The sequence below is a fragment of the Roseibium sp. AWQ4_290 genome (assembly GCF_056160985.1).
Genome location: NZ_JBSWYG010000028.1, coordinates 17,335 through 37,125 on the forward strand (window position 1 = coordinate 17,335; position 19,791 = coordinate 37,125).

A 19,791-nucleotide genomic window follows, 5' to 3' on the forward strand; every position below is an offset into this window, starting at 1 on the left:
TGATTTTCTTAATCCAGACGTGTTGCGGGTCCCTGGTCGGGCCCGCTCTGTCTTTTGGAGCCACATATGAACCTTCGCAATATTGCCATCATCGCGCACGTTGACCATGGCAAAACGACCCTGATCGACGTTCTGCTGAAACAGTCCGGCGCGTTCCGCGACAACCAGCGCACCGAAGAACGCATGATGGATTCCAACGATATCGAGCGCGAACGCGGCATCACCATTCTGGCGAAGGTCACTTCGCTGGTCTGGAAAGACACCCGCATCAACATCGTCGACACTCCGGGCCACGCCGATTTCGGCGGCGAGGTGGAACGTATCCTGCACATGGTGGACGGCGTGATCCTGCTGGTGGACGCGGCCGAAGGCCCGATGCCGCAGACCAAATTCGTGCTCGGCAAGGCGCTGAAACTGGGCCTGAAGCCGATTGTCGCCATCAACAAGATCGACAAGCCCGAACAGCGCGCCGACGAGGTGCTGGACGAGGTCTTCGACCTCTTTGCAGCGCTTGACGCCAACGAGGAGCAGCTGGACTTCCCGGTGCTTTACGGCTCTGCCAAACAGGAATGGATGGCGCTGGAAACCGACGGCCCGCAGGACAATATGGACCCGCTGTTCGACATGGTCCTCGACAAGGTGGCCCCGCCGGAAGCCGAGCCGGGCGAATTCCGCATGCTGGCCACCACCATTGAATCCGACCCGTTCCTGGGCCGCATCCTGACCGGCCGGGTTGTCTCCGGCACCGCCCTGCCCAACATGCCACTAAAGGCCCTGGCCCGGGACGGTTCCCAGGTGGAAACCGGCCGGGTCTCGAAAATCCTCGCCTTCCGCGGCCTGGAGCGCCAGCCGATCGAGCAGGGCGAGGCTGGCGACATTGTCGCTATTGCCGGCATGACCAAGGCCACCGTGGCCGACACCCTGTGCTCTCCGGCCGTGGACACGCCGCTGCAGGCCCAGCCGATTGATCCGCCGACCCTCTCAATGACCTTCCGGGTCAATGACAGCCCACTGGCCGGCACCGAAGGCTCCAAGGTCCAGTCCCGCGTCATCCGCGAGCGGTTGCTGAAGGAAGCGGAAGGCAATGTGGCCCTGAAGGTGGAAGACACCGACGAGCCGGATGCCTTCATCGTCTCCGGCCGGGGCGAATTGCTGCTGGCCATCCTGATTGAGAACATGCGCCGCGAAGGCTTTGAGCTAGGCGTCGGCCGCCCGCGTGTGGTCTACCAGTTCGACGAGACGGGCAGCCGCCTGGAGCCGGTGGAAGAGGTCATCATCGATGTGGATGAGGAACATTCCGGCGTGGTCGTGCAGAAGCTTCAGGAGCGCAAGGCCGATCTTCTGGAAATGAAACCCTCCGGTGGCGGACGCACACGCCTTGTGTTCCACGCGCCGACCCGGGGGCTGATCGGTTATCAGGCCGAGCTCCTGTCCGATACGCGCGGCACGGCCATCTTCAACCGCCTGTTCCACGGCTACGAGCCCTATAAAGGCCCGATCACCGGCCGCCACACCGGCGTGCTCCTGTCCAACGGCACGGGTGAGGCTGTGGCCTATGCCCTCTTCAACCTGGAAGACCGGGGTCCGATGATGATCGACCCGGGCACGAAGGTCTATCCGGGCATGATCGTGGGCGAGCACACACGCGGCAATGACCTGGAAGTCAACGTGCTGAAGGGCAAGCAGCTCACCAACATCCGCTCGGCGGGCAAGGACGACGCAGTCAAGCTGACCACACCGATCAAGCTGACCCTGGAAGCCGCGCTGTCCTACATTGCCGATGACGAACTGGTGGAAGTGACCCCGGACAGCATCCGCCTGCGCAAGGCCGAACTCGACCCGCACGCCCGCAAACGCGCCGAACGCGCCGCCAACAAGGAAACCGCCTAAACGCGGCAGGTTTTGCTTGAAACGACCTGAAAGGCCCGGGCCGTGTCCCGGGCTTTTTTGCTTTTGGCGGGGCGACGCGCCGGGACGGCTTTGGATGAGGCGGGACGATTATACCAGCCTCATCAAATAGGTCATGAGCAACTGCGCTTGGTACAAGGGGTTCCGGGAGAATTTGCCCAGGGGTGTCGGTCAAATGGCCTGAGACGCACCAGTCGCAAGTGCCTTCTTTGGATCGTAGAAGGGGCGGTCAACGATTACGGCCTCGACCCCGTTCCCGTCCACGTCAACGATGACCGTATCACCAAGCACCGCGTCCTCGGCCGCAATCATCGCAAGCGCGATGTTCTTGTTCAGGCGCGGGGAATACACCGCCGAGGTCACCCTGCCTATGGCGGCGTTGGCTTTCTCGACCCGCCAAAAAACAGTATTCGGACCAGGCAGCGGTGAACAGTTCAGGACCAATCCTACCTGTTTTCGCGCGATACCTTCATCGCGAATCCGGCGCAGCGCAGCTTTGCCAATGAAGTCCGACTCGATGTCCACGTTAACCAGCCGACCCAGGCCGAGTTCATAGGGGTTGGTGTGCGCGTCCATGTCTGCGTGGTAGGAGAGCATTCCCGCCTCGATCCGCCGAATGGTCGAGGTATGGCCCGGCTGCAAACCGAAAGGCAGACCCGCAGCCATGATTTTTTCCCACAATTCATCGCCACGGGAGCTGTCTTGAAGATAGATCTCGTAGCCCAACTCGCTGGACCAGCCGGTTCGTGACACGACCAGCGAGATACCGTCGAGATCCAGCTCACGCAGCCAGAAATACCGCAAATCTAGGATATCGTCGCCGAATAGCGCCTGCATGATACGTCCCGATTGCGGTCCTTGTAGCTGTAGTGGTGAAACGTCGGGTTCGCGAATCGTCACATCCAGACCTGAATGCACTGCCACCCCCTGAGCCCAGAGAAGGATGTCGCTGTCCGCGAGCGAAAGCCAGAAACGATCCTCGGCCAGCCGCAAGGCAACCGGGTCGTTGAGGATCCCCCCTTGTGCGTTCGTGATCAGGACGTACTTGCACTGGCCCACCGCCATTGTCGACAGGTCGCGCGGCGTTAGCAATTGGGCAAAGCGCATGGCATCTGGGCCGGCAATCTCAACCTGCCGCTCGACAGCAACATCGCAAAGGATCGCGCTGTTAACGAGGTTCCAGAAGTTCTGCTCCGGATCGCCGAAATCGCGCGGGATGTACATGTGATTATAGACGGAAAAAGCTTTGGCCCCCCAACGCACCGTGGCGTCGAAAAAGGGCGACTTGCGGATCTGCGTGCCGAAGCCGAAGCGCTGCGGGGTGATGGTCTGCGACATTAACATCGTGTGAACCCTACCATGTCCGAGTGATACGTCATCGTGCCCCTTGGTTTTGGCATGTCGTTTGACCCTTGGGATACGCCGCCCCGCCTGAGGGGTTCAGGCCACGCGCATAGTCCTATTGCATCATGCTTAAACTGCGGCCCAAACCCCTTTCTGTGTGTGTCTGGAACGACGCAATATCGAGCGAAACCGACACCAGTCTTGAGGAAGCCGGATGGCAGTTTTGTCCGCACCGCAGTCATTTGTACTCAACGCATATCAGCTTTCAGGAACAGAACAACAATCGTCAAACGACCCAAATGAACTTCCCATCCGCAAAACGTCTGACTTGCCCATGTGCACTGCGATAGGCTCTAATCCGTCCGCTTTGCACCCGCAGCCTGGGAGGATCTGGTGAGCAAGACCAATCGCGGCAATTTCTTTGAGGATTTTGACATTGGCCAGGTGATCCGCCATGCAGTGCCGCGCACGGTGACCAGCGGCGATCAGGCGCTCTATACCGCGCTCTATGGCTCCCGCTTCGCCGTCCAGTCGTCGGACGCCTTGGCAAGATCCCTAGGCTATGCCCATGCGCCGGTGGACGATCTTCTGACCTTCCACATTGTCTTCGGCAAGACCGTGCCGGATATTTCCCTCAATGCGGTGGCCAATCTGGGCTATGCGGGCGGGCGGTTTCTGGCGCCTGTCTATCCGGGCGACACCCTGTCGACCGTCTCGGAAGTGATCGGCAAGAAGGAAAATTCCAACGGCCGGACCGGGGTCGTTTATGTGCGCTCCACCGGCTACACATCCGATGGCACAGAAGTGCTGGATTATGTGCGCTGGGTGATGGTGAACAAGCGGGAGGCGGCCAGCCCCGCCCCAGACCCGGTGGTGCCAGAGCTGCCCGCCGCCCTTGACCCACAGGCACTTGGCACGGCGGTGCCCCTTCTGGACACGCTTCATTGGGACGACAACCTGTCGGGCGCCAGCTTCCGGTTTTCCGACTATGCCATTGGCGAGAAAATCGACCATGTGGATGGCATGACCGTGGAAGAGGCCGAGCACCAGATGGCGACCCGGCTGTACCAGAACACGGCCAAGGTGCATTTCAACCAGAATACCGAAGCCAAGGGCCGGTTCGGCAGACGGCTGGTCTATGGGGGCCATGTGATTTCGCTGGCCCGGGCGCTGTCCTTCAACGGGCTGGCCAATGCGTTCCACATTGCCGGGATCAATGGCGGCCGCCATGTGGCGCCGCTTTTTGCGGGCGACACCGTTTATGCCTGGTCAGAAGTGCTGGACAAGGCCTCCATCGACGGCCGGGCAGATGTGGGCGCCCTGCGCCTGCGCCTTGTGGCCACCAAAAACCGCCCCTGTCACGACTTTCCCTTGAAAGACGCGGACGGCGCCTATCAGGACAATGTCATTCTGGATTTCGACCTTTGGGCGCTCATGCCCAAATAATACCAACCTGAATAGATAGAAACCCATCTGATGGCGCTGGTCCGGACTGGCCGGCAAGGCGCGTTGCGCAGGACGGCCTGGTTGGCCGTTCAAGCGGCGCAACGCAGTCCGGCGGGCCGGAGCAGGCCACCGAGGCCGTGTTTGGGGACTGTTCAGCTGCGTCCCAGGTTTTGAACGATAAACCATATCGCCCTGCAACCTGCTCCTTGCCGAACAGTCCCCAAACACCGTCAGATCGGTTCCTATCTATTGAGGTTGGTATAAGACGGCACGTCAGGGTTTGGCGCTTGGCACCACATCCGTTGCGATCGGCCCGACAGCAACATCTTCCGCAGTCTTGCTGCCAAAGGGCATCCAGCGTTTCAGGAAGCCCCCGGCCGCGCCGCTCTTCGCCTTGTCCTCCGGCGCATAGGCGGTTTCCACCGGCGTGCCCGCTGCAGTGGCAGCGGCCGGAGGTGCCTCGGGAACCGGTGTCTGGGCGCTCTTGGAACCTTCTGACGGAATGGCCGCCGTGGTCAGCGGTCCCTCGCCGTCCTGCTTGCCGCCGCCAAGCGCTTCGGCAAACCGCTCCGAGCGTTCTTCCCAGCGCTTCTGGCGCTCTTCGCGGGCCTCGAACCGGGCGGCAAGCTGCTGGAACTTTTCATCATCCTTGCGCTCCTTGGCGGCGACGGCCGAGGCAATGCGCGGGCTGATCTGATAGTCCGGGCATTTGGCGCTGGCCCGGAAGGGCACGCCCTGCACCAGCGGGGTGGCGTCAAAGACGTATTTCTTTTCGCAGACCGCCACTTTCGGCGGCTGGTTGGTGACCTCAAAGTGGTCATATCCGGTTTTCAGCATCTTCCAGTAATCCAGATGCTCGCTGTCCCGGTGCCGGGCCATGTTTTCCGGTGTCATGCGGAAGGGAAACGCCTGCACCTGGAAGGATTTCTGCCCGCCTTTGAAGCTGTCGCGGGCGAGGGCATAAATGTCCTGAACCTGCTCGTCGGTCATGGCATAACAACCGCGCGAGGAGCAGGCGCCATGGACCATCAGATGCGAGCCGGTGCGCCCGTGGGCCCGGTCATACTTGTTCGGATAGCCCAGATTGAACGCCAGATGATAGCTGGAATTCGGGTTCATCAGCGCCGGGGTGATTTCATAAAAGCCTTCCGGGGCCTGCCGGTCGCCTTCCTTAAATTTCGGGCCCAGCTTGCCGGACCATTTGCAGATCTCGAAATCCTTGAGCAGCTTGTATTTGCCTGTCCGGGTCTGTTTCCAAACCTCCAGCTCAGATTCTTCCTTGAAGATGCGGATCATGATCGGCGAGGTCGAGCTCATGTTGAGGTCGGACATCTTGCGCTTGACGGAGTCCGACACCGGACGAAGATGTTTGGGGCCCGTGCCGAACTCATCGGCCTGACAGGCCGCCAGAAGACCGGCCGCAACGGCCAGCGCCACGGCCCGCACCGCCCTGCGGCGGCCCGGCCCGGCTGGGCCTTTATGAAGACCGGCTGGCAAATATGAACGGCGCCCAAAGACCATGTTTCGTTCCCAAACTGTCTGAAAACCCTGGAGCCCCGGCAGATTTTCTGCCCAGCGGAGCCGGTTTCCCGCGTCATGCCCCCGCGCAAAGGCTAGGCAAGGATGGTTGACGATAAGTTACTGAAACGTTTCTATCCCCGCGAAGCACAATCCGGTGATAGGAACAGAAAACCCCGTCCCGGCCCTCTCTTTAAGCCCTTGAAGCGCCTGAATGCAGGCAAAATCTGGCCACAGAATGGCAAAAGAGGCGCACCCTGAGGCCGCCTCCTCACTGTTTTGGTCTATTTTCCAGAGCGTTAGCCCCATTAACCCTGCTGTCAGGTCAGGTTGCGGCCAATGGCCACGAACTTCTCGCGCCGGTGTTTGCGGATCTCTTCGGCGCTCAGACCGGCCAGATCTTCCAGAGCGGCCTCAATGGAGCGGCCAGCCGCATCGATCACGATTTCGCGGGCCCGGTGGGCACCGCCGACCGGTTCGGAGATGATATCGTCGATCACGCCAAGCTGTTTCAGGTCCTGCGCAGTGATCTTCAGCGCGGTGGCCGCATCCTGCGCCTTGGCGCTGTCCCGCCACAGGATGGAGGCCGCCCCTTCCGGCGAGATCACGGAATAGATTGCGTGTTCCAGCATCAACACCTTGTTGGCCGTAGCAATGGCAATCGCCCCGCCGGAGCCGCCCTCGCCAATCACCAGCGCAATGGACGGCGTGCCAAGGCCCAGGCCCACATCGGTAGACCGGGCAATGGCTTCAGACTGGCCGCGCTCTTCCGCGCCCCGGCCCGGATAGGCGCCGGACGTGTCGACAAAGCTGATCAGGGGAATGCCGAAGCGTTCCGCCAGCTCCATGACGCGGACCGCCTTGCGGTAGCCTTCCGGACGGGCCATGCCAAAATTATGCTTGAGCCGGGTTTCCGTGTCATGGCCCTTTTCCTGGGCAAGAACGGCCACCGACTGGCCACGGAACCGGCCGATGCCAGCAATCAGCGCATGGTCGTCGGAAAATTTGCGGTCGCCGGACAGCGGCATGAAATCCTCGATCAGTCCGGCAATATAGTCGACCGCATGGGGACGGTCCGGATGCCGGGCAACCAGGGTTTTCTGCCAGGGGGTCAGCCGGGCATAAAGATCCTGAAGGGTCTGGGCGGATTTGGTCTTCAGCCGGTCAATTTCGCTGTCCACATTGACGGCTTCGCCATCTTCGGCCGCGATTGCCCGCAATTCCTGGATCTTGCCTTCAATATCCGCAACGGGCTTTTCGAACTCGAGATAGCTGTGCATGTATGTGTTTACCCGAAACAACCCGGCCCGGGAGCAACAGCCCGCCAGAACCGGTAAACCGACAGTATGGCCATATGGCCACGCCCAAGGCAGGCAGCAGGACCGATCTCCCGCCGCTCCAGGGACGTAATGTGGAGCGCTCTATCAAGAGACGCAAGAGGGCGCAAGCCTTGGGCCTGATCCGGGCTTCTGAAACTTCGGAGAAAAGCTGGGCGTGATGAGCGGAGGCAATACCGACAGAAAGGTCACAGCTAGTATAGTGACTGCATTTTTCATGCTGCGTTCTTTTGGAAAACCACTGACCAGATCAACACGCAAATAAGGCCCAAGCCCGCAATAGTGCTGACAAGGTTGAAGGTTTCAAGGTCCTCGGAATATTCGACATATCGGCGCGGCGGTGTGGTTATGATCCAAGTAACCCGCATCAGTGTTGAACGTGTCCTGCGGAAGATATTCTGTCGTTGACGTCAAAGCAGACATAAAGGGAATCATAGTCAACGCCGAGGCCGCTACACATGCCCAACGTGTAGGCGATACAGGATTGCCCATTGATTTCGACGGTGCGTTCGGTTCGCCCAAGGAGTGCATAGACCTCATCGCGTGATAGAGTTTCGGGTATGAGATAATTTCTGGTGAGGTCGCGGACCATTCCACCTCTGGGGCAGGATGCTTCTTTCTGAACGCATTCCCAGTCTGATAGCCCGTGGCAATTTCCTTGCAGCTCCCATTTCGTTTGCTCAAAGGTTTCTCCTCTGAACGGAGACATGTCCACGTACCAGAGAAGGCTCAGTACGAGGCCACCAATCGTAAGACTCAATATTCCGATACCACGCAGGAAAAATCTGCTGAATGTTGGTATTCGCTGTCCATTTCTGGCAGAGCGCGAAAAGGTCCATCTGTAAATCGAATTGGTTTGCATGGCTCTGTCACAGAGCGAGAGATATATTCTCTTCCGTGTCAGCAAAATAAGGGCAAGACCAACCAGAACAGGGACGGCAATCGACAATAAAACGAACATTGGGACTATGATTTTCTGCGTTTCACTTGGCCATATTTCCGTCTGGTGAAGCCCATAAGAGCATGGGCCACGCCCTTTTTGCCGCGCTCACCACCCGGCGGGTCCGGGCGGCTGACGACGGGAGCTTAGCGGGCCGCCTGGACGTCGCCGGCGCCATCAATGGCCAGCTTGCTGGCTTCCACAAGCAGACGGCCGTTTTTGGTGTCGATGGAAATGCGGTAGGGCAGCAGGACATTCTCCCGGCCCATCGGGGCAATCCACACTTCCATATTGGCCTTGGCCATATATTTGACCGACTCTTTGGAGGGCCGGTGCCCGGCAACGGGAACCCACTGCGCCTTGCACACGACAACCGTACCGTCATAGCCGCGCCCGGACACTTCCTTGGTGCCCGAATAGCTCAGCTTGATGTCAAAGCGGGTCCAGCCGTCAAACACCGGCAGCTTGCGCGAGCAGGCCTTGGGCCCGAGGCTGTCCTTGGCCCGGCCCACCGGCATCAGCGCCGCACTGAGCGGGTCGATGGCGTTGCGCTTGTGGCGGTTGGTGATCTTGATGCGCTCCGGATTGGGCTTGAACTGGGGTGCGACTTCCATGGAGCGGATGTTGCGCGAGCCCTGGGTCAAGTTGACATAAAAATCCAGATTGGCCGCATGGGAGGCCATGCGGTATTTGGAGGGCACCACTTTCGAGCCGACCAGCCAGCCGGAGGCTTCCGCCCCGCCCTTGCCGGTGGAAAACAGCGTGCCGATCCCGGCGGGTTCCACCGTCACCTTGGCCGAATAGGCATTGCCCTGCATGGCAAGGGACAAGGTGCCCCGCCCGATCTTGAAGCCGGCCAGAGATATGGAATAGACGCCGCCAACGCCGTTCTTCTTCGCCTGCGCCGGAGATACCATCAGCGCAGCGGCAAGCATGGGAAGGACGGCAAAGCGTCCGAGTGACGTCAGACCAAACACTTCAAAAAACCTCCGCGCCGCCTTTCAGCAACGACATGCGCCCCCGCGCCAAACACTGGTCCCCGCGCGTCACAGTACCATGAAACCCGCCCGGAGACCTGCCACAATCATTCTCAATTATGGTAACTCAGTGGTTAACAGGTCGCCTTCCTGCGAATAAAATCACAGAATCGCGCCGAAGGGCAGGAGATGTCTTGACGTTGACGCACGCTGCCATTATAGCGGGGCAACTTTTTCCGAGAAATGCCGGAGACGATGTCGCCGGGCCTCAGGTCCGCGCCGGTTCCGGTTTGGACTTGCTGGGTTCCATGGAACGGCCCAGCCACGAAAACAAAAGGTGATACCATGGCACGCCGTTGCGAACTCTCCGGCAAAGATGTGATGACGGGCAACAACGTCTCGCACGCAAACAACAAGTCCCGCCGCCGGTTCCTGCCGAACCTGTGCAACGTGTCCTTGATGAGCGACACGCTCGGCGAGACCTTCAAGCTGAAAGTCAGCGCCCATGCCCTGCGCTCCGTTGAGCACCGTGGCGGCCTGGACGCTTATCTGCTGAAGGCGTCCGACGCCCAGCTGTCCGACGCCGCCCGCAAGATCAAGGTCAGCGTCAAGCGCAAGCAGGCTGAGGCCGCTGCCGCTTAACCCTTTGGGGACACCCCATGACGGATACCCGGAGCTTCTCCGTGGGCCATAACGCCATCGCGATTGCCGCGATGGCGCTTGTCGTTCTGGCCTCCAACTATCTGGTGCAGTTTCCGGTCGATCAGGCGATCGGCGGCGTCAATCTGGCCGACACCCTCACCTGGGGCGCTTTCACCTATCCGGTAGCGTTTCTGGTGACCGACCTGACCAACCGCCGCTTCGGCCCCTCCGCCGCGCGCAAGGTGGTGCTGGCAGGCTTTGCCCTTGCCATTCTGGTGCCACTGGGGTTCTGGGCCGCCAATGAAGCCTTCACGACACCGCGTATCCTGATTGCCTCCGGCACCGCGTTCCTGGTGGCTCAGCTGCTGGACGTGACGGTTTTCGACCGGTTGCGCCGCCTGACCTGGTGGAAAGCACCTGTGACCTCCTCCCTGATCGGCTCGGTGATCGATACCTTGCTCTTTTTCGGCATCGCCTTTTCAGCCAGCTTTGCCTTTGTCGACGGCCTGTTCGGCATGGAGGACAGCTCTCTTGCCTTTCCCGTGCCGCTCTTAGGCATCGGCTCGGCGCCGGAGGTTCTGCTGTGGACGTCCCTGGCCGCCGGAGATTTCCTGGTCAAGATGCTCGTCGCCCTGGCCCTGCTCGCCCCATACCGGATTCTGCTCGCCCTGTTCCAGCAAGAGCCCAACGGAACAGCTGCTTGATCGCACGGCAATCTGACGCCAGACGGCGCCATTTTTGTTTAGAGACAAATCCGGATTTCAAGGTGCTCCGCGTCAGTTCAAGTTCCTTTTGTTATGCTGACCGCGTCTGGAAAGGAACCTGATCGCGGGAGAAAAAGTATGCACCCCTATGAAGGCGGCTGTCTGTGCGGCAAAGTCCGCTTTAAAGCTGCACGCGCCCCTCTGCGCACCGGCCTGTGCCATTGCCTGGATTGCCGCAAACACCACGGGGCGCTGTTTCACGCCTCCGCAATCTTCCCCCGGGACGCGGTTCAGGTTGAAGGACAAACAGGACAGTATCAGGGCCGCCACTTCTGCCCCGCCTGCGGCTCCTCCGTCTTTTCCTGCACGGGAGAGGAGATAGAACTGCATCTCGGATCTTTTGACGCGCCGGATCAGCTCACCCCGACATACGAACTCTGGACCCTGCACCGCGAGAGCTGGCTGCCACCGTTTCCGCTGCAAGACCGGTATGAACGGGACCGGGAGCCTTGACGAGCGCCACCTACTCCTCCAGCCGGAACCTTAAGAACAGCGTCCGCTGCAGGATCGAGCGGTTGTCGTCGGAGACAAGCGTCAGGATGGTGTCGCCCTTTGGGGTCTGATGAACGGCCAGACCTTCCATATTGTCGATCTGATAGTCAAAACCGGCCTCCAGCAGCACCTCACCTTCCAGCACGGCCCCGGCTTTGATCCTGTCGCCGGAAAAACGGCGCAGGCGCAGACCAATCAGGTCGCGCAGGTTGAACCGGCGCTCCATCAAAACAAGATCGCCACCGGGCAGAAAGGCCGCATCAGTAGCGTCAAACCGGCCGGATCGTTTGATCGTAAAGCGCGCGCCCCCCTCAGGGCCGATGAGAAAGGCGGACAGGTCATGGGCTTCACTCGGGCTGGATTCGGCCACCGCGACCAGCTTGCCTGCCAACGGACCACCTGCCGGCCCCGCCGCAAGCGCTTCCAGCCCCGCATTGCGCGGCAGAGCCCGGATCGCCTCAGACACAGCAACCTGACCGGTCATCCGCTCCTGCCCGGTTCTCAGTGGCCATGGATAATGATAAATCGCGTTTTGATATTCCGCCGTCACATAAAGACCGGAGGCGGCCAGGGCCAGCGCCTCGGTATCATGACCCCAGGCCGCCCGGAGTGTTTTGCCGGAGGCATTCACCAGCGGCGCAAAGCGCACCTCTTCAATCCCGAGCGGCACCCCCTCCCCGGTCTGGCGAACCTTGCCGGTGACCCAATGGCCATTGTCGGTGACCGCCAGAAATTCTGCGCCGCCATCCAGCGTAAGCAGCCCGGACAGCCCGCCGACGTTGCGGCTGGAGGCCAGAAGTTCCAGCCCGCCGAGAAAGGTCAGGGCGCCGAACCGTGTGTCCTTGAACCCGATATGAAAGGCGCCGATCGGCTTGGTACGCACGGTGACCGGCCGGCCCTCCGAGAGCAGATCTGACGCGGTTCGGGCAGCAGCTTGAGTGGGACCAAACACTATCTCAAGCGCCAGCACCCCCAAAAAAAAGACGGCAGATGCGACCCGCAGGCTCCGGCGCGGCCAGGGCGCGCTCCTGAACTGCCAGGCCATCTTTATCTGCGCCCGCCCCGGCGCCGGCTGCGGCCCTGCTGGGTGTCCTGGACTTCATCGTCGAAAAGGTCAGCCAGCTGGTCGGTCATCGCCCCGGCCAGCTCTTCCGCATCCACAATGGTGACCGCCCGCCGGTAATAGCGGGTGACGTCGTGGCCAATGCCGATGGCAATCAGCTCGACCGGGGACCGGGTCTCGATCTCCTCGATCACATAGCGCAAATGCCGTTCCAGATAATTTCCCGGATTGACCGACAGGGTCGTGTCATCCACAGGCGCGCCGTCGGAGATCATCATCAAAATGCGCCGCTGTTCCGGCCGGGCCAGAAGACGCTCATGCGCCCAGGTCAGCGCCTCTCCGTCGATATTTTCCTTCAACAGGCCCTCGCGCATCATCAGGCCGAGATTGCGCCGGGCCCGCCGCCAGGGCGCATCGGCGGATTTGTAAATGATGTGGCGCAGGTCATTGAGGCGGCCCGGTGACGGCGGCTTGCCCGCCCCGATCCAGCTTTCCCGGGACTGTCCGCCTTTCCAGGCCTTGGTGGTGAAGCCGAGAATTTCCACCTTCACGCCGCAGCGCTCCAGGGTGCGCGCCAGAATATCGGCACAGGTGGCCGCCACCGTGATCGGGCGGCCGCGCATGGAGCCGGAATTGTCCAGAAGCAGCGTCACCACCGTGTCGCGGAAATTCGTGTCCCGCTCCTGCTTGAAGGCCAGCGGCGCCATGGGGTCCGTGACCGCCCGTGTGAGCCGGGCCGTGTCGAGCAGGCCCTCTTCCAGATCAAAATCCCAGGAGCGGTTCTGTTGCGCCATCAGCTTGCGCTGCAGCCGGTTGGCCAGGCGGGCCACGGCCCCTTGCAAATGGGTGAGCTGCTTGTCCAGAAAGCCGCGCAGCCTGTCCAGTTCGGCCGCATCACACAACTCCTCCGCCGTCACTGTTTCATCAAACTGCCTGGTGAACACCCGGTAGTCGGTTTCCGGCCGATTGGAGAACGGCATCTCCTGGCGGTCGCTTTCACCGGCATCTTCCGACTCCTCCGCCATATCCTGCTCGGCAAACTCGTCCATTTCGGCATCGGCGGCTTCGGTCTCGCCGCTGTCCTGCTCTTCGCCGGACAGCTCCATCTCCTGCGGCGAGGCTTCCTGCTCACCGCCAGTCTCTTCATCGTCGTCGCCGGTCTCGGCGTCGTCATTGTTGCCCTGGTCTTCGCTCTGGTCCGGATCGGTGTCCTGGTCCTGATCGCCGAGCTCATCACCCATATCGAGGGATTTCAGCACGTCGCGCAGCCGCGTGGCAAAGCCGTCCTGATCCTCAAGCGCGTCAGACAGGAGATCCAGATCCCCGCCGGCCTTCTCCTCGATCCAGCCACGCCACATGTCCACCAGCGGTTTGGCACTGTCCGGCGGTGTGGCGCCGGTCAGACGTTCGCGCACGATCAGCGAAAGCGCGTCCTGAAGCGGGGCCTCCTCCCGGCTGGCAATGTCCGGCGCGCCGGACTTGCGGAACCGGTCTTCCAGCATGATGGCCAGATTGTCGGCCACCCCTTGCATGCGCCGGGCTCCGACCGCCTCACACCGGGCCTGTTCCACCGCCTCGAAAATTGCCCGCGCATCAGCGCCCTGTGGCATGTTCTTCGAATGCACCGTCTTGTCATGACAGGCAAGGCGCAGAGCCATGGCATCGGACAGGCCTCGTGTGATGGCAATGTCGCGCCCGGTGACCTTGCGCGAGGGCTCCGGCAAACGGGCCGTCAGGCCGCTCAATCCCGGCCGATCACCGGAAAAGACGACTTCCAGCTCCGCCTCGCCGGCAATCGCCCGCATGGTTCCGGTAACCGACTGCTTGAACGGTTCCGTGGTCGGCGCGGGCTTGTTGCCCGGCATGGAATTACTGCCAGGACGTGGTGCCATGGGTGCCTCAGCTCATCACAACATTAACGGAGGACTCGGGAAGGTCTTCGCCGAAGCAGCGCTGGTAGAATTCGGCCACCAGCGACTGCTCCATGTCGTCGCATTTGTTGAGGAAGGTCAGGCGGAAGGCGAAGCCCGTGTCGCCGAAAATCTCGGCATTTTCCGCCCAGGTGATCACCGTGCGCGGGCTCATCACAGTCGACAGGTCGCCATTGATGAAAGCGTTGCGGGTCATGTCCGCGAGACGGACCATCTTCGACACCGTATTGCGGCCTTCATCGGACTGGAAATGCTTGGCCTTGGACAGGACGATATCGACCTCTTTGTCATGGGGCAGATAGTTGAGTGTGGTCACGATGGACCAGCGGTCCATCTGGGCCTGGTTGATCTGCTGGGTGCCGTGATAAAGACCGGAGGTATCGCCAAGGCCGACCGTGTTGGCGGTGGCAAACAGGCGGAAGGCCGCATGGGGCCGGATCACCCGGCTCTGGTCCAGAAGGGTCAGGCGGCCGGACGATTCCAGAATGCGCTGGATCACGAACATCACGTCCGGGCGGCCCGCATCATATTCGTCAAAGACCAGTGCCACATTGTGCTGGTAGGCCCAGGGCAGAATGCCGTCCTTGAATTCGGTGACCTGCTTGCCGTCCTTGATGACAATGGCGTCCTTGCCGACCAGATCAATCCGCGAGATGTGACTGTCGAGATTGACGCGGATACAGGGCCAGTTGAGCCGGGCGGCCACTTGCTCGATATGGGTCGACTTGCCGGTGCCGTGATAGCCGGTCACCATGACGCGTCGGTTATGGGCAAAGCCTGCCAGGATCGCCAGCGTCGTCGCCTTGTCGAACAGGTAGTCCTCGTCGCGCTCCGGCACGTGCTCGGACGGGGCAGAGAAGGCTGGAACCTTGAGGCTGGAAGCAAATCCGAACACCTCTTCAACAGACACTTCAATATCCGGCATGGCCATGGCGGCAGTCGTCGTCTCAGTCATTAGTCCTCCGCTGTCCCGGATGCCGGGAGGGATCATTTGGGGAAAGTTTGCAGGACCCTGCAAACTTAAAGGAAACCGGCTTTCTTCAGAACGTTATAGGCCTGAATGATCTCCCGCAGGCGGTCCTCGGAAGATCTGTCTCCGCCATTGGCGTCCGGATGGTTCAATTTCACCAGCTCCTTATAGCGCGCTTTTATCTCCGCGCCACGGGCTGAATAGGGCAGATTGAGCACATCCAGGGACCGTTTTTCAAGCGTCAGCAGCTTTCTCTGCCGCGGACGGCGCACCTGCTCGGCCCGCTGCTGGGCGTGGCCGCGCATTTTTGCACGCGGGTCGAACCCGTCCGGACCGTCCGCCGCCTGCTTGTTCACGCCCATTTTCCAGGTCGGCCGGTGTCCGGTCAGACTGTCCTTCTGGTAGGAGCGGACGTCGTCGTCCCCCATACCGATGAAATAATTGTAGGACTTGTTGTACTCACGGACATGATCCACGCAGAAATTGAAATATTGCCCTTCCCGGTCCCGGCCTTTCGGGGCCCGGTGCACACCGGGACGCTTGCAGCCCGGGTGATCGCACACCGGATGCGTCTCCTGCGCAGCGCGCTCCTTGTCCGGTTTCACCCGGATGCTGTCGAAGAGTTTTGAATTCAGTTTCATATGGTCGAATATCAAGGTCCGAAGGGCGGCGGGCAAGCTGCGGGCTGTTGCATTTCGCCGGTGTCCAAAGCTAATTTCCGGTGCCTGATGCTGAATGCTCAGGAACAGCCCGATACTCTATCAGCCGCGACTGAACCCGCAAAGACTTGACTTTGAAAACTCCGGCCACACGTTGGAACCCATGAGCATAAAAGAAACCATTACCGCCAAGCTTCAAGCGGCCTATGCCCCTGATGCCCTGACTGTTATTGACGAATCCGACAAGCACAGGGGCCATGGCGGCTGGCGGGAAGGCGGCGAAACGCATTTTCGCGTTCAGATTGCCGCCAAAGCGTTTGAGGGCATGAGCCGGGTTGCCCGGCACCGGGCCATCAACGAATTGCTGGCCGAGGAACTGGCCGGAGGCGTTCATGCTCTGGCCCTGGAAATCCGGGCCACCGGTGAGACGGACCCGCGTGCAGCGCGTCTGGCGAACCAGGGCTGACCCGCAGCACCCGTCTCGATCACAACAAGTCTTCTTGCCCCTGGCGGATTATTCCGCCGGGGCTGCCGTGCGCGGCGCCTCAGCACCCGCAACCGGGCGGGTCTGACCAAGCGGCATGATCCGCAGCCGGGTGATCCGGTTTTTTTCCCTGCGCAGCACCGTGAAGCGGAACCCGTGGAAGGTGAAGATCTGACGCTCTTCCGGGATCATGCGGGCCTCATGGATCACCAGCCCGGCAATGGTTGTGGCCTCATCATCCGGAAGGCTCCAGTCGGCGGCCCGGTTGAGATCTCGGATCGGCACCGAGCCGTCAACAATCACGGACCCGTCCGCCTGGGGCCTGAGGCCTTCCAGCTCCAGATCATGCTCATCGGCAATCTCGCCGACGATCTCCTCCAGAATATCTTCCAGGGTCACCAGCCCCATCACCTCGCCATATTCATCGACAACGAGGGCGAAATGGGCCTTGTGGCGCAAAAACGCGTTGAGCTGATCCTGCAGGCTTGTGGTGTCGGGCACGAACCAGGCCGGGGCCGCAATCTCCAGAATATCGATGCCATCCGCCTTGCCGTCCGCCGCATGGAGCGCACGCAACAAATCCTTGGCATGGAGCACCCCGATGAAATTGTCGCTTTCCCCACGCCAGAGCGGCAGGCGCGTATAGGGGGAAGCCAGCGCCGCATCGACAAGCTTGGCGGGCGCATCATCCGCATTGAGGGCCTGCATGTTGGTCCGGTGCACCATGACGTCGGACACTTCCAGCTCAGCCAGATCCAGAAGACCGCCGAGACGGTCCCGCTCGCCTTTTTCCAGGCCACCCTCGATATGCTGCAGATCCACCGCGCCGCGCAATTCGTCATGGGCGGACAGGATCGACGCATCATCGCCGATCTTCACGCCGCCAAAACGCAGGAGCAGCCGCACGATCCATTCCACCCCCACCACGACCGGACCAAAGATTGCCACGATGAAGCGCACGATGGGCGAGACCATGAGCGCGAACCGCTCCGGATTGGAAATCGCCCAGGTTTTCGGCAGAACTTCGGCAAAGACCAGAACCAGCGCCGTCATGACCAGAGTGGCGAGCGCAACACCAGCCTCGCCAAACAGCTTCAGAAAGACGGTGGTTGCCAAGGCCGATGCAAGGATGTTGACCAGATTGTTGCCCAGAAGCAGCGCCCCGATCAGCCGCTCGCGGGAGGCAATCAGGCGGCTAGCCACCCGGGCCCGCCAGTCTCCGGTCTTTTCCAGCTGGTGCATGCGCGCCCTGGAGGCCGCAGTCAACGCGGTCTCCGAGCCGGAAAAGAAGCCGGACAGGAACAGAAGCACAAAAATGGCGAGAACCGCCAGCCAAAGAGCCGTTTCCATCATGGGTCAAGCTTCTCCTTGAGAAAACCGGATACCAGCGCCGGATCAACGCCCTTTTCCACGAAGGCCTCGCCAATGCCCCGGGTCAGGATGAAGGTCAGAGCCCCCCGGCTCACTTTCTTGTCCTGCGCGATGATATCCATGAACAGGTCCACACCCGGCAGTTGCCCGGGAATGTCCTGAATGGTGACCGGCAGGCCCACGTCGCTTAGATGCCTGCGCACCCGAAGCACCGTGTCCTCGCCGGTCAGGCCCAGCCGTTCGGAAAATTCATAGGCCAGCATCATGCCGATGGCGACCCCTTCGCCATGCACCAGCCGGTCGGTCTCATAGGCAACGGCCGATTCCAGCGCGTGGCCGAAAGTGTGACCCAGATTGAGCAGCGCCCGGCGGCCGCTTTCCAACTCGTCCGCCGCGACCACATCCGCTTTGGCCTGACAGGACCAGGCCACCGCCTCGTCCCGCTCCGGCCCGCCGGCAAAGACCGCCTGCCAGTTGTTCTCCAGCCAGTCGAAAAAGGCCGCATCCCCGAGCAGGCCATATTTGGCAACCTCTGCATAGCCGGCCCGGAAATCGCGAAGCGGCAAGGTGTCGAGCACTGCGGTGTCGGCCAGCACCAGCGCCGGCTGGTAAAAAGCGCCGATCAGGTTCTTGCCCTGGCGGGCATTGATGCCGGTCTTGCCGCCGACGGAGCTGTCAACCTGGGCCAGAAGCGAGGTTGGAACCTGCACAAAGGCCATGCCGCGCCGGGTGGCCGAGGCAACGAAGCCTGCCAGATCGCCGACAACCCCCCCGCCCAGCGCGACAACCGCATCACCGCGCTCCAGTCGGGCTGCCAGAACCTCGTCACACAGGCGTTCAAATTCCCGGAAGCATTTGGTGCTTTCACCAGGGGGAACCGTCAGCGCCGTATAGTCCAGTCCGGCAGCCCGCAAACTGGCGCCAAAAGCATCGAGATGAAGACCTGCGACGGTTTCGTCGGCAACCACGGCCAGGCGGGCGCCCGGCAGCAAGGTCGCAATTTCCGCACCGGCGCGCTCCAGAACGCCCCGGCCGATCCTGATCTCATAGCTGCGCGCGCCGAGGTCGACATGAACGGTCCTTCTGTCCGGGAGGGTGTCCGTGACGGATGTGTCTGTCATGGGTATCAAAGTCCAAATCAGGAAGAAGAAGCTGGCGAGGACCCGGTGTCCTCACCAGAAAACAGGTGCCCGGCCAGCGTGGTGATGATCTGATCCACCACCGCGTCATGGGGCACGTCTTTTGAGGTGACCGTCAACGCCGCCTTGGCATAGACCGGCTCGCGCTCAACCATGAGCCTGCGCATGGTGCCTTCCGGATCAGGGGTCTGCAGCAGCGGCCGGGTCGACCGGCGCCGGACCCGGGCCATGACCGTGTCGAAATCCACTTTCAGCCAGATCGACAGGCCGTTGGCGGCAATCTCGGCACGTGTGGCCGCGCTCATGAAGGCGCCGCCGCCGGTGGCCAGCACCTGTGGCCCCTCGCCCAGAAGCCGGGCAATGACACGTTCTTCTCCAGAGCGGAAATAACTCTCCCCATGCGCTGCGAAAATTTCAGAGACCGTCATGTTGGCGGCCCGCTCTATTTCGGAATCGGCATCAATGAATTCAAGGCCGAGCCGGTGCGCCAGGCGCTTGCCAACCGTTGATTTTCCGCAGCCCATAATGCCGACCAGAACGATCGAACGCCTCCCGAGTGCCGCAACGAGACGGCCGGGATCGACAGGTTTTGCTTTTGTTTCGGCGGTATACACGTCACTGTCCCGCGTCTTGTCCGTTTCAGTCATGGCTGCGTTGTATCATATTCGGAAGAAAAGACACGCTGTGGAAGACAGCCGCCGCATTTCCGCCGTGCTGTCGGACATGCTCACCCTCCGGCCTTGCAGCCCGCGCTTTCAGGGCCCACAAGGCCTTGCACAGAACGCTGCGGTTTTGGAACATTTCCC

General features: G+C 61.1%; 17 protein-coding genes. 6 read left to right on the forward strand and 11 right to left on the reverse strand.

The genetic code is table 11. The features are described 5' to 3' along the window. Window positions 1-66 precede the first annotated feature (66 nt). Window positions 67-1,890 (forward strand): translational GTPase TypA, encoded by a 1,824-nt coding sequence (typA, locus tag ACXAH0_RS22630; protein ID WP_475195246.1) that lies wholly within the window; start codon window positions 67-69, stop codon window positions 1,888-1,890. A gap of 189 nt (window positions 1,891-2,079) precedes the next feature. Here typA and ACXAH0_RS22635 read toward each other — a convergent pair whose 3' ends face one another. Continuing rightward, complete coding sequence (locus ACXAH0_RS22635; protein ID WP_475195247.1) at window positions 2,080-3,246, reverse strand: glycine cleavage T C-terminal barrel domain-containing protein; 1,167 nt, start codon at window positions 3,244-3,246, stop codon at window positions 2,080-2,082. Window positions 3,247-3,645: 399 nt separating this feature from the next. On the opposite strand from ACXAH0_RS22635, the gene ACXAH0_RS22640 reads away from it, so the two are divergent. Further along, window positions 3,646-4,698, forward strand: a complete 1,053-nt coding sequence (locus ACXAH0_RS22640) for a MaoC family dehydratase (RefSeq protein ID WP_475180229.1) — start codon at window positions 3,646-3,648, stop codon at window positions 4,696-4,698. A 273-nt stretch (window positions 4,699-4,971) separates the two neighbouring features. On the opposite strand, the gene ACXAH0_RS22645 is transcribed toward ACXAH0_RS22640, so the two are convergent. From ACXAH0_RS22645 to ACXAH0_RS22655, 3 genes are all read right to left on the reverse strand, one after another. Next, window positions 4,972-6,135, reverse strand: coding sequence for a L,D-transpeptidase family protein (locus ACXAH0_RS22645; protein WP_475195248.1), 1,164 nt, complete (start codon window positions 6,133-6,135; stop codon window positions 4,972-4,974). A gap of 401 nt (window positions 6,136-6,536) precedes the next feature. Next, window positions 6,537-7,496 (reverse strand): acetyl-CoA carboxylase carboxyltransferase subunit alpha, encoded by a 960-nt coding sequence (locus ACXAH0_RS22650; protein WP_475195250.1) that lies wholly within the window; start codon window positions 7,494-7,496, stop codon window positions 6,537-6,539. A gap of 1,143 nt (window positions 7,497-8,639) precedes the next feature. Continuing rightward, entirely contained in the window at window positions 8,640-9,470 is an 831-nt protein-coding gene (locus tag ACXAH0_RS22655; protein WP_475180223.1) for a DUF3108 domain-containing protein, read from the reverse strand. 345 nt (window positions 9,471-9,815) lie between these two features. Between ACXAH0_RS22655 and rpmB the strand changes: the two genes are divergently transcribed. From rpmB to ACXAH0_RS22670, 3 genes are all read left to right on the forward strand, one after another. After that, entirely contained in the window at window positions 9,816-10,112 is a 297-nt protein-coding gene (gene rpmB / locus ACXAH0_RS22660; RefSeq protein WP_475195253.1) for a 50S ribosomal protein L28, read from the forward strand. A gap of 17 nt (window positions 10,113-10,129) precedes the next feature. Next, the gene (locus tag ACXAH0_RS22665; RefSeq protein ID WP_475195255.1) at window positions 10,130-10,816 is read left to right on the forward strand and encodes a queuosine precursor transporter; all 687 of its coding nucleotides are present in this window, start codon (window positions 10,130-10,132) and stop codon (window positions 10,814-10,816) included. Between the two features lie 138 nt (window positions 10,817-10,954). After that, the gene (locus ACXAH0_RS22670; protein WP_475195258.1) at window positions 10,955-11,329 is read left to right on the forward strand and encodes a GFA family protein; all 375 of its coding nucleotides are present in this window, start codon (window positions 10,955-10,957) and stop codon (window positions 11,327-11,329) included. 10 nt (window positions 11,330-11,339) lie between these two features. Here ACXAH0_RS22670 and ACXAH0_RS22675 read toward each other — a convergent pair whose 3' ends face one another. The 4 genes from ACXAH0_RS22675 to ACXAH0_RS22690 form a co-directional block, all read right to left on the reverse strand. After that, entirely contained in the window at window positions 11,340-12,413 is a 1,074-nt protein-coding gene (locus ACXAH0_RS22675; RefSeq protein WP_475195259.1) for an esterase-like activity of phytase family protein, read from the reverse strand. Between the two features lie 2 nt (window positions 12,414-12,415). Next, window positions 12,416-14,323: a cobaltochelatase subunit CobT gene (gene cobT, locus ACXAH0_RS22680; protein WP_475195261.1), complete on the reverse strand. Its 1,908-nt coding sequence runs from the start codon at window positions 14,321-14,323 to the stop codon at window positions 12,416-12,418. Window positions 14,324-14,330: 7 nt separating this feature from the next. Then, window positions 14,331-15,317, reverse strand: coding sequence for a cobaltochelatase subunit CobS (cobS, locus tag ACXAH0_RS22685; protein ID WP_475195263.1), 987 nt, complete (start codon window positions 15,315-15,317; stop codon window positions 14,331-14,333). Between the two features lie 65 nt (window positions 15,318-15,382). Then, window positions 15,383-15,973, reverse strand: coding sequence for a DnaJ domain-containing protein (locus tag ACXAH0_RS22690; RefSeq protein WP_475195264.1), 591 nt, complete (start codon window positions 15,971-15,973; stop codon window positions 15,383-15,385). Between the two features lie 181 nt (window positions 15,974-16,154). Here ACXAH0_RS22690 and ACXAH0_RS22695 point away from each other — a divergent pair, with 181 nt between their 5' ends. Beyond that, entirely contained in the window at window positions 16,155-16,457 is a 303-nt protein-coding gene (locus tag ACXAH0_RS22695; RefSeq protein WP_475180199.1) for a BolA family protein, read from the forward strand. Between the two features lie 48 nt (window positions 16,458-16,505). On the opposite strand, the gene ACXAH0_RS22700 is transcribed toward ACXAH0_RS22695, so the two are convergent. Genes ACXAH0_RS22700 through ACXAH0_RS22710 form a run of 3 tightly spaced genes read right to left on the reverse strand, consistent with a single transcriptional unit; the run spans window position 16,506 to window position 19,632 of the window. Continuing rightward, window positions 16,506-17,828: an HlyC/CorC family transporter gene (locus tag ACXAH0_RS22700; RefSeq protein ID WP_475180197.1), complete on the reverse strand. Its 1,323-nt coding sequence runs from the start codon at window positions 17,826-17,828 to the stop codon at window positions 16,506-16,508. Continuing rightward, on the reverse strand, window positions 17,825-18,967 hold the full coding sequence (gene aroB, locus ACXAH0_RS22705; RefSeq protein WP_475195267.1) for a 3-dehydroquinate synthase: 1,143 nt from the start codon (window positions 18,965-18,967) through the stop codon (window positions 17,825-17,827). Before aroB ends, ACXAH0_RS22700 begins: the two co-directional genes overlap by 4 nt. 17 nt (window positions 18,968-18,984) lie before the next feature. Then, window positions 18,985-19,632 (reverse strand): shikimate kinase, encoded by a 648-nt coding sequence (locus ACXAH0_RS22710; protein ID WP_475180192.1) that lies wholly within the window; start codon window positions 19,630-19,632, stop codon window positions 18,985-18,987. Window positions 19,633-19,791: the final 159 nt, after the last annotated feature.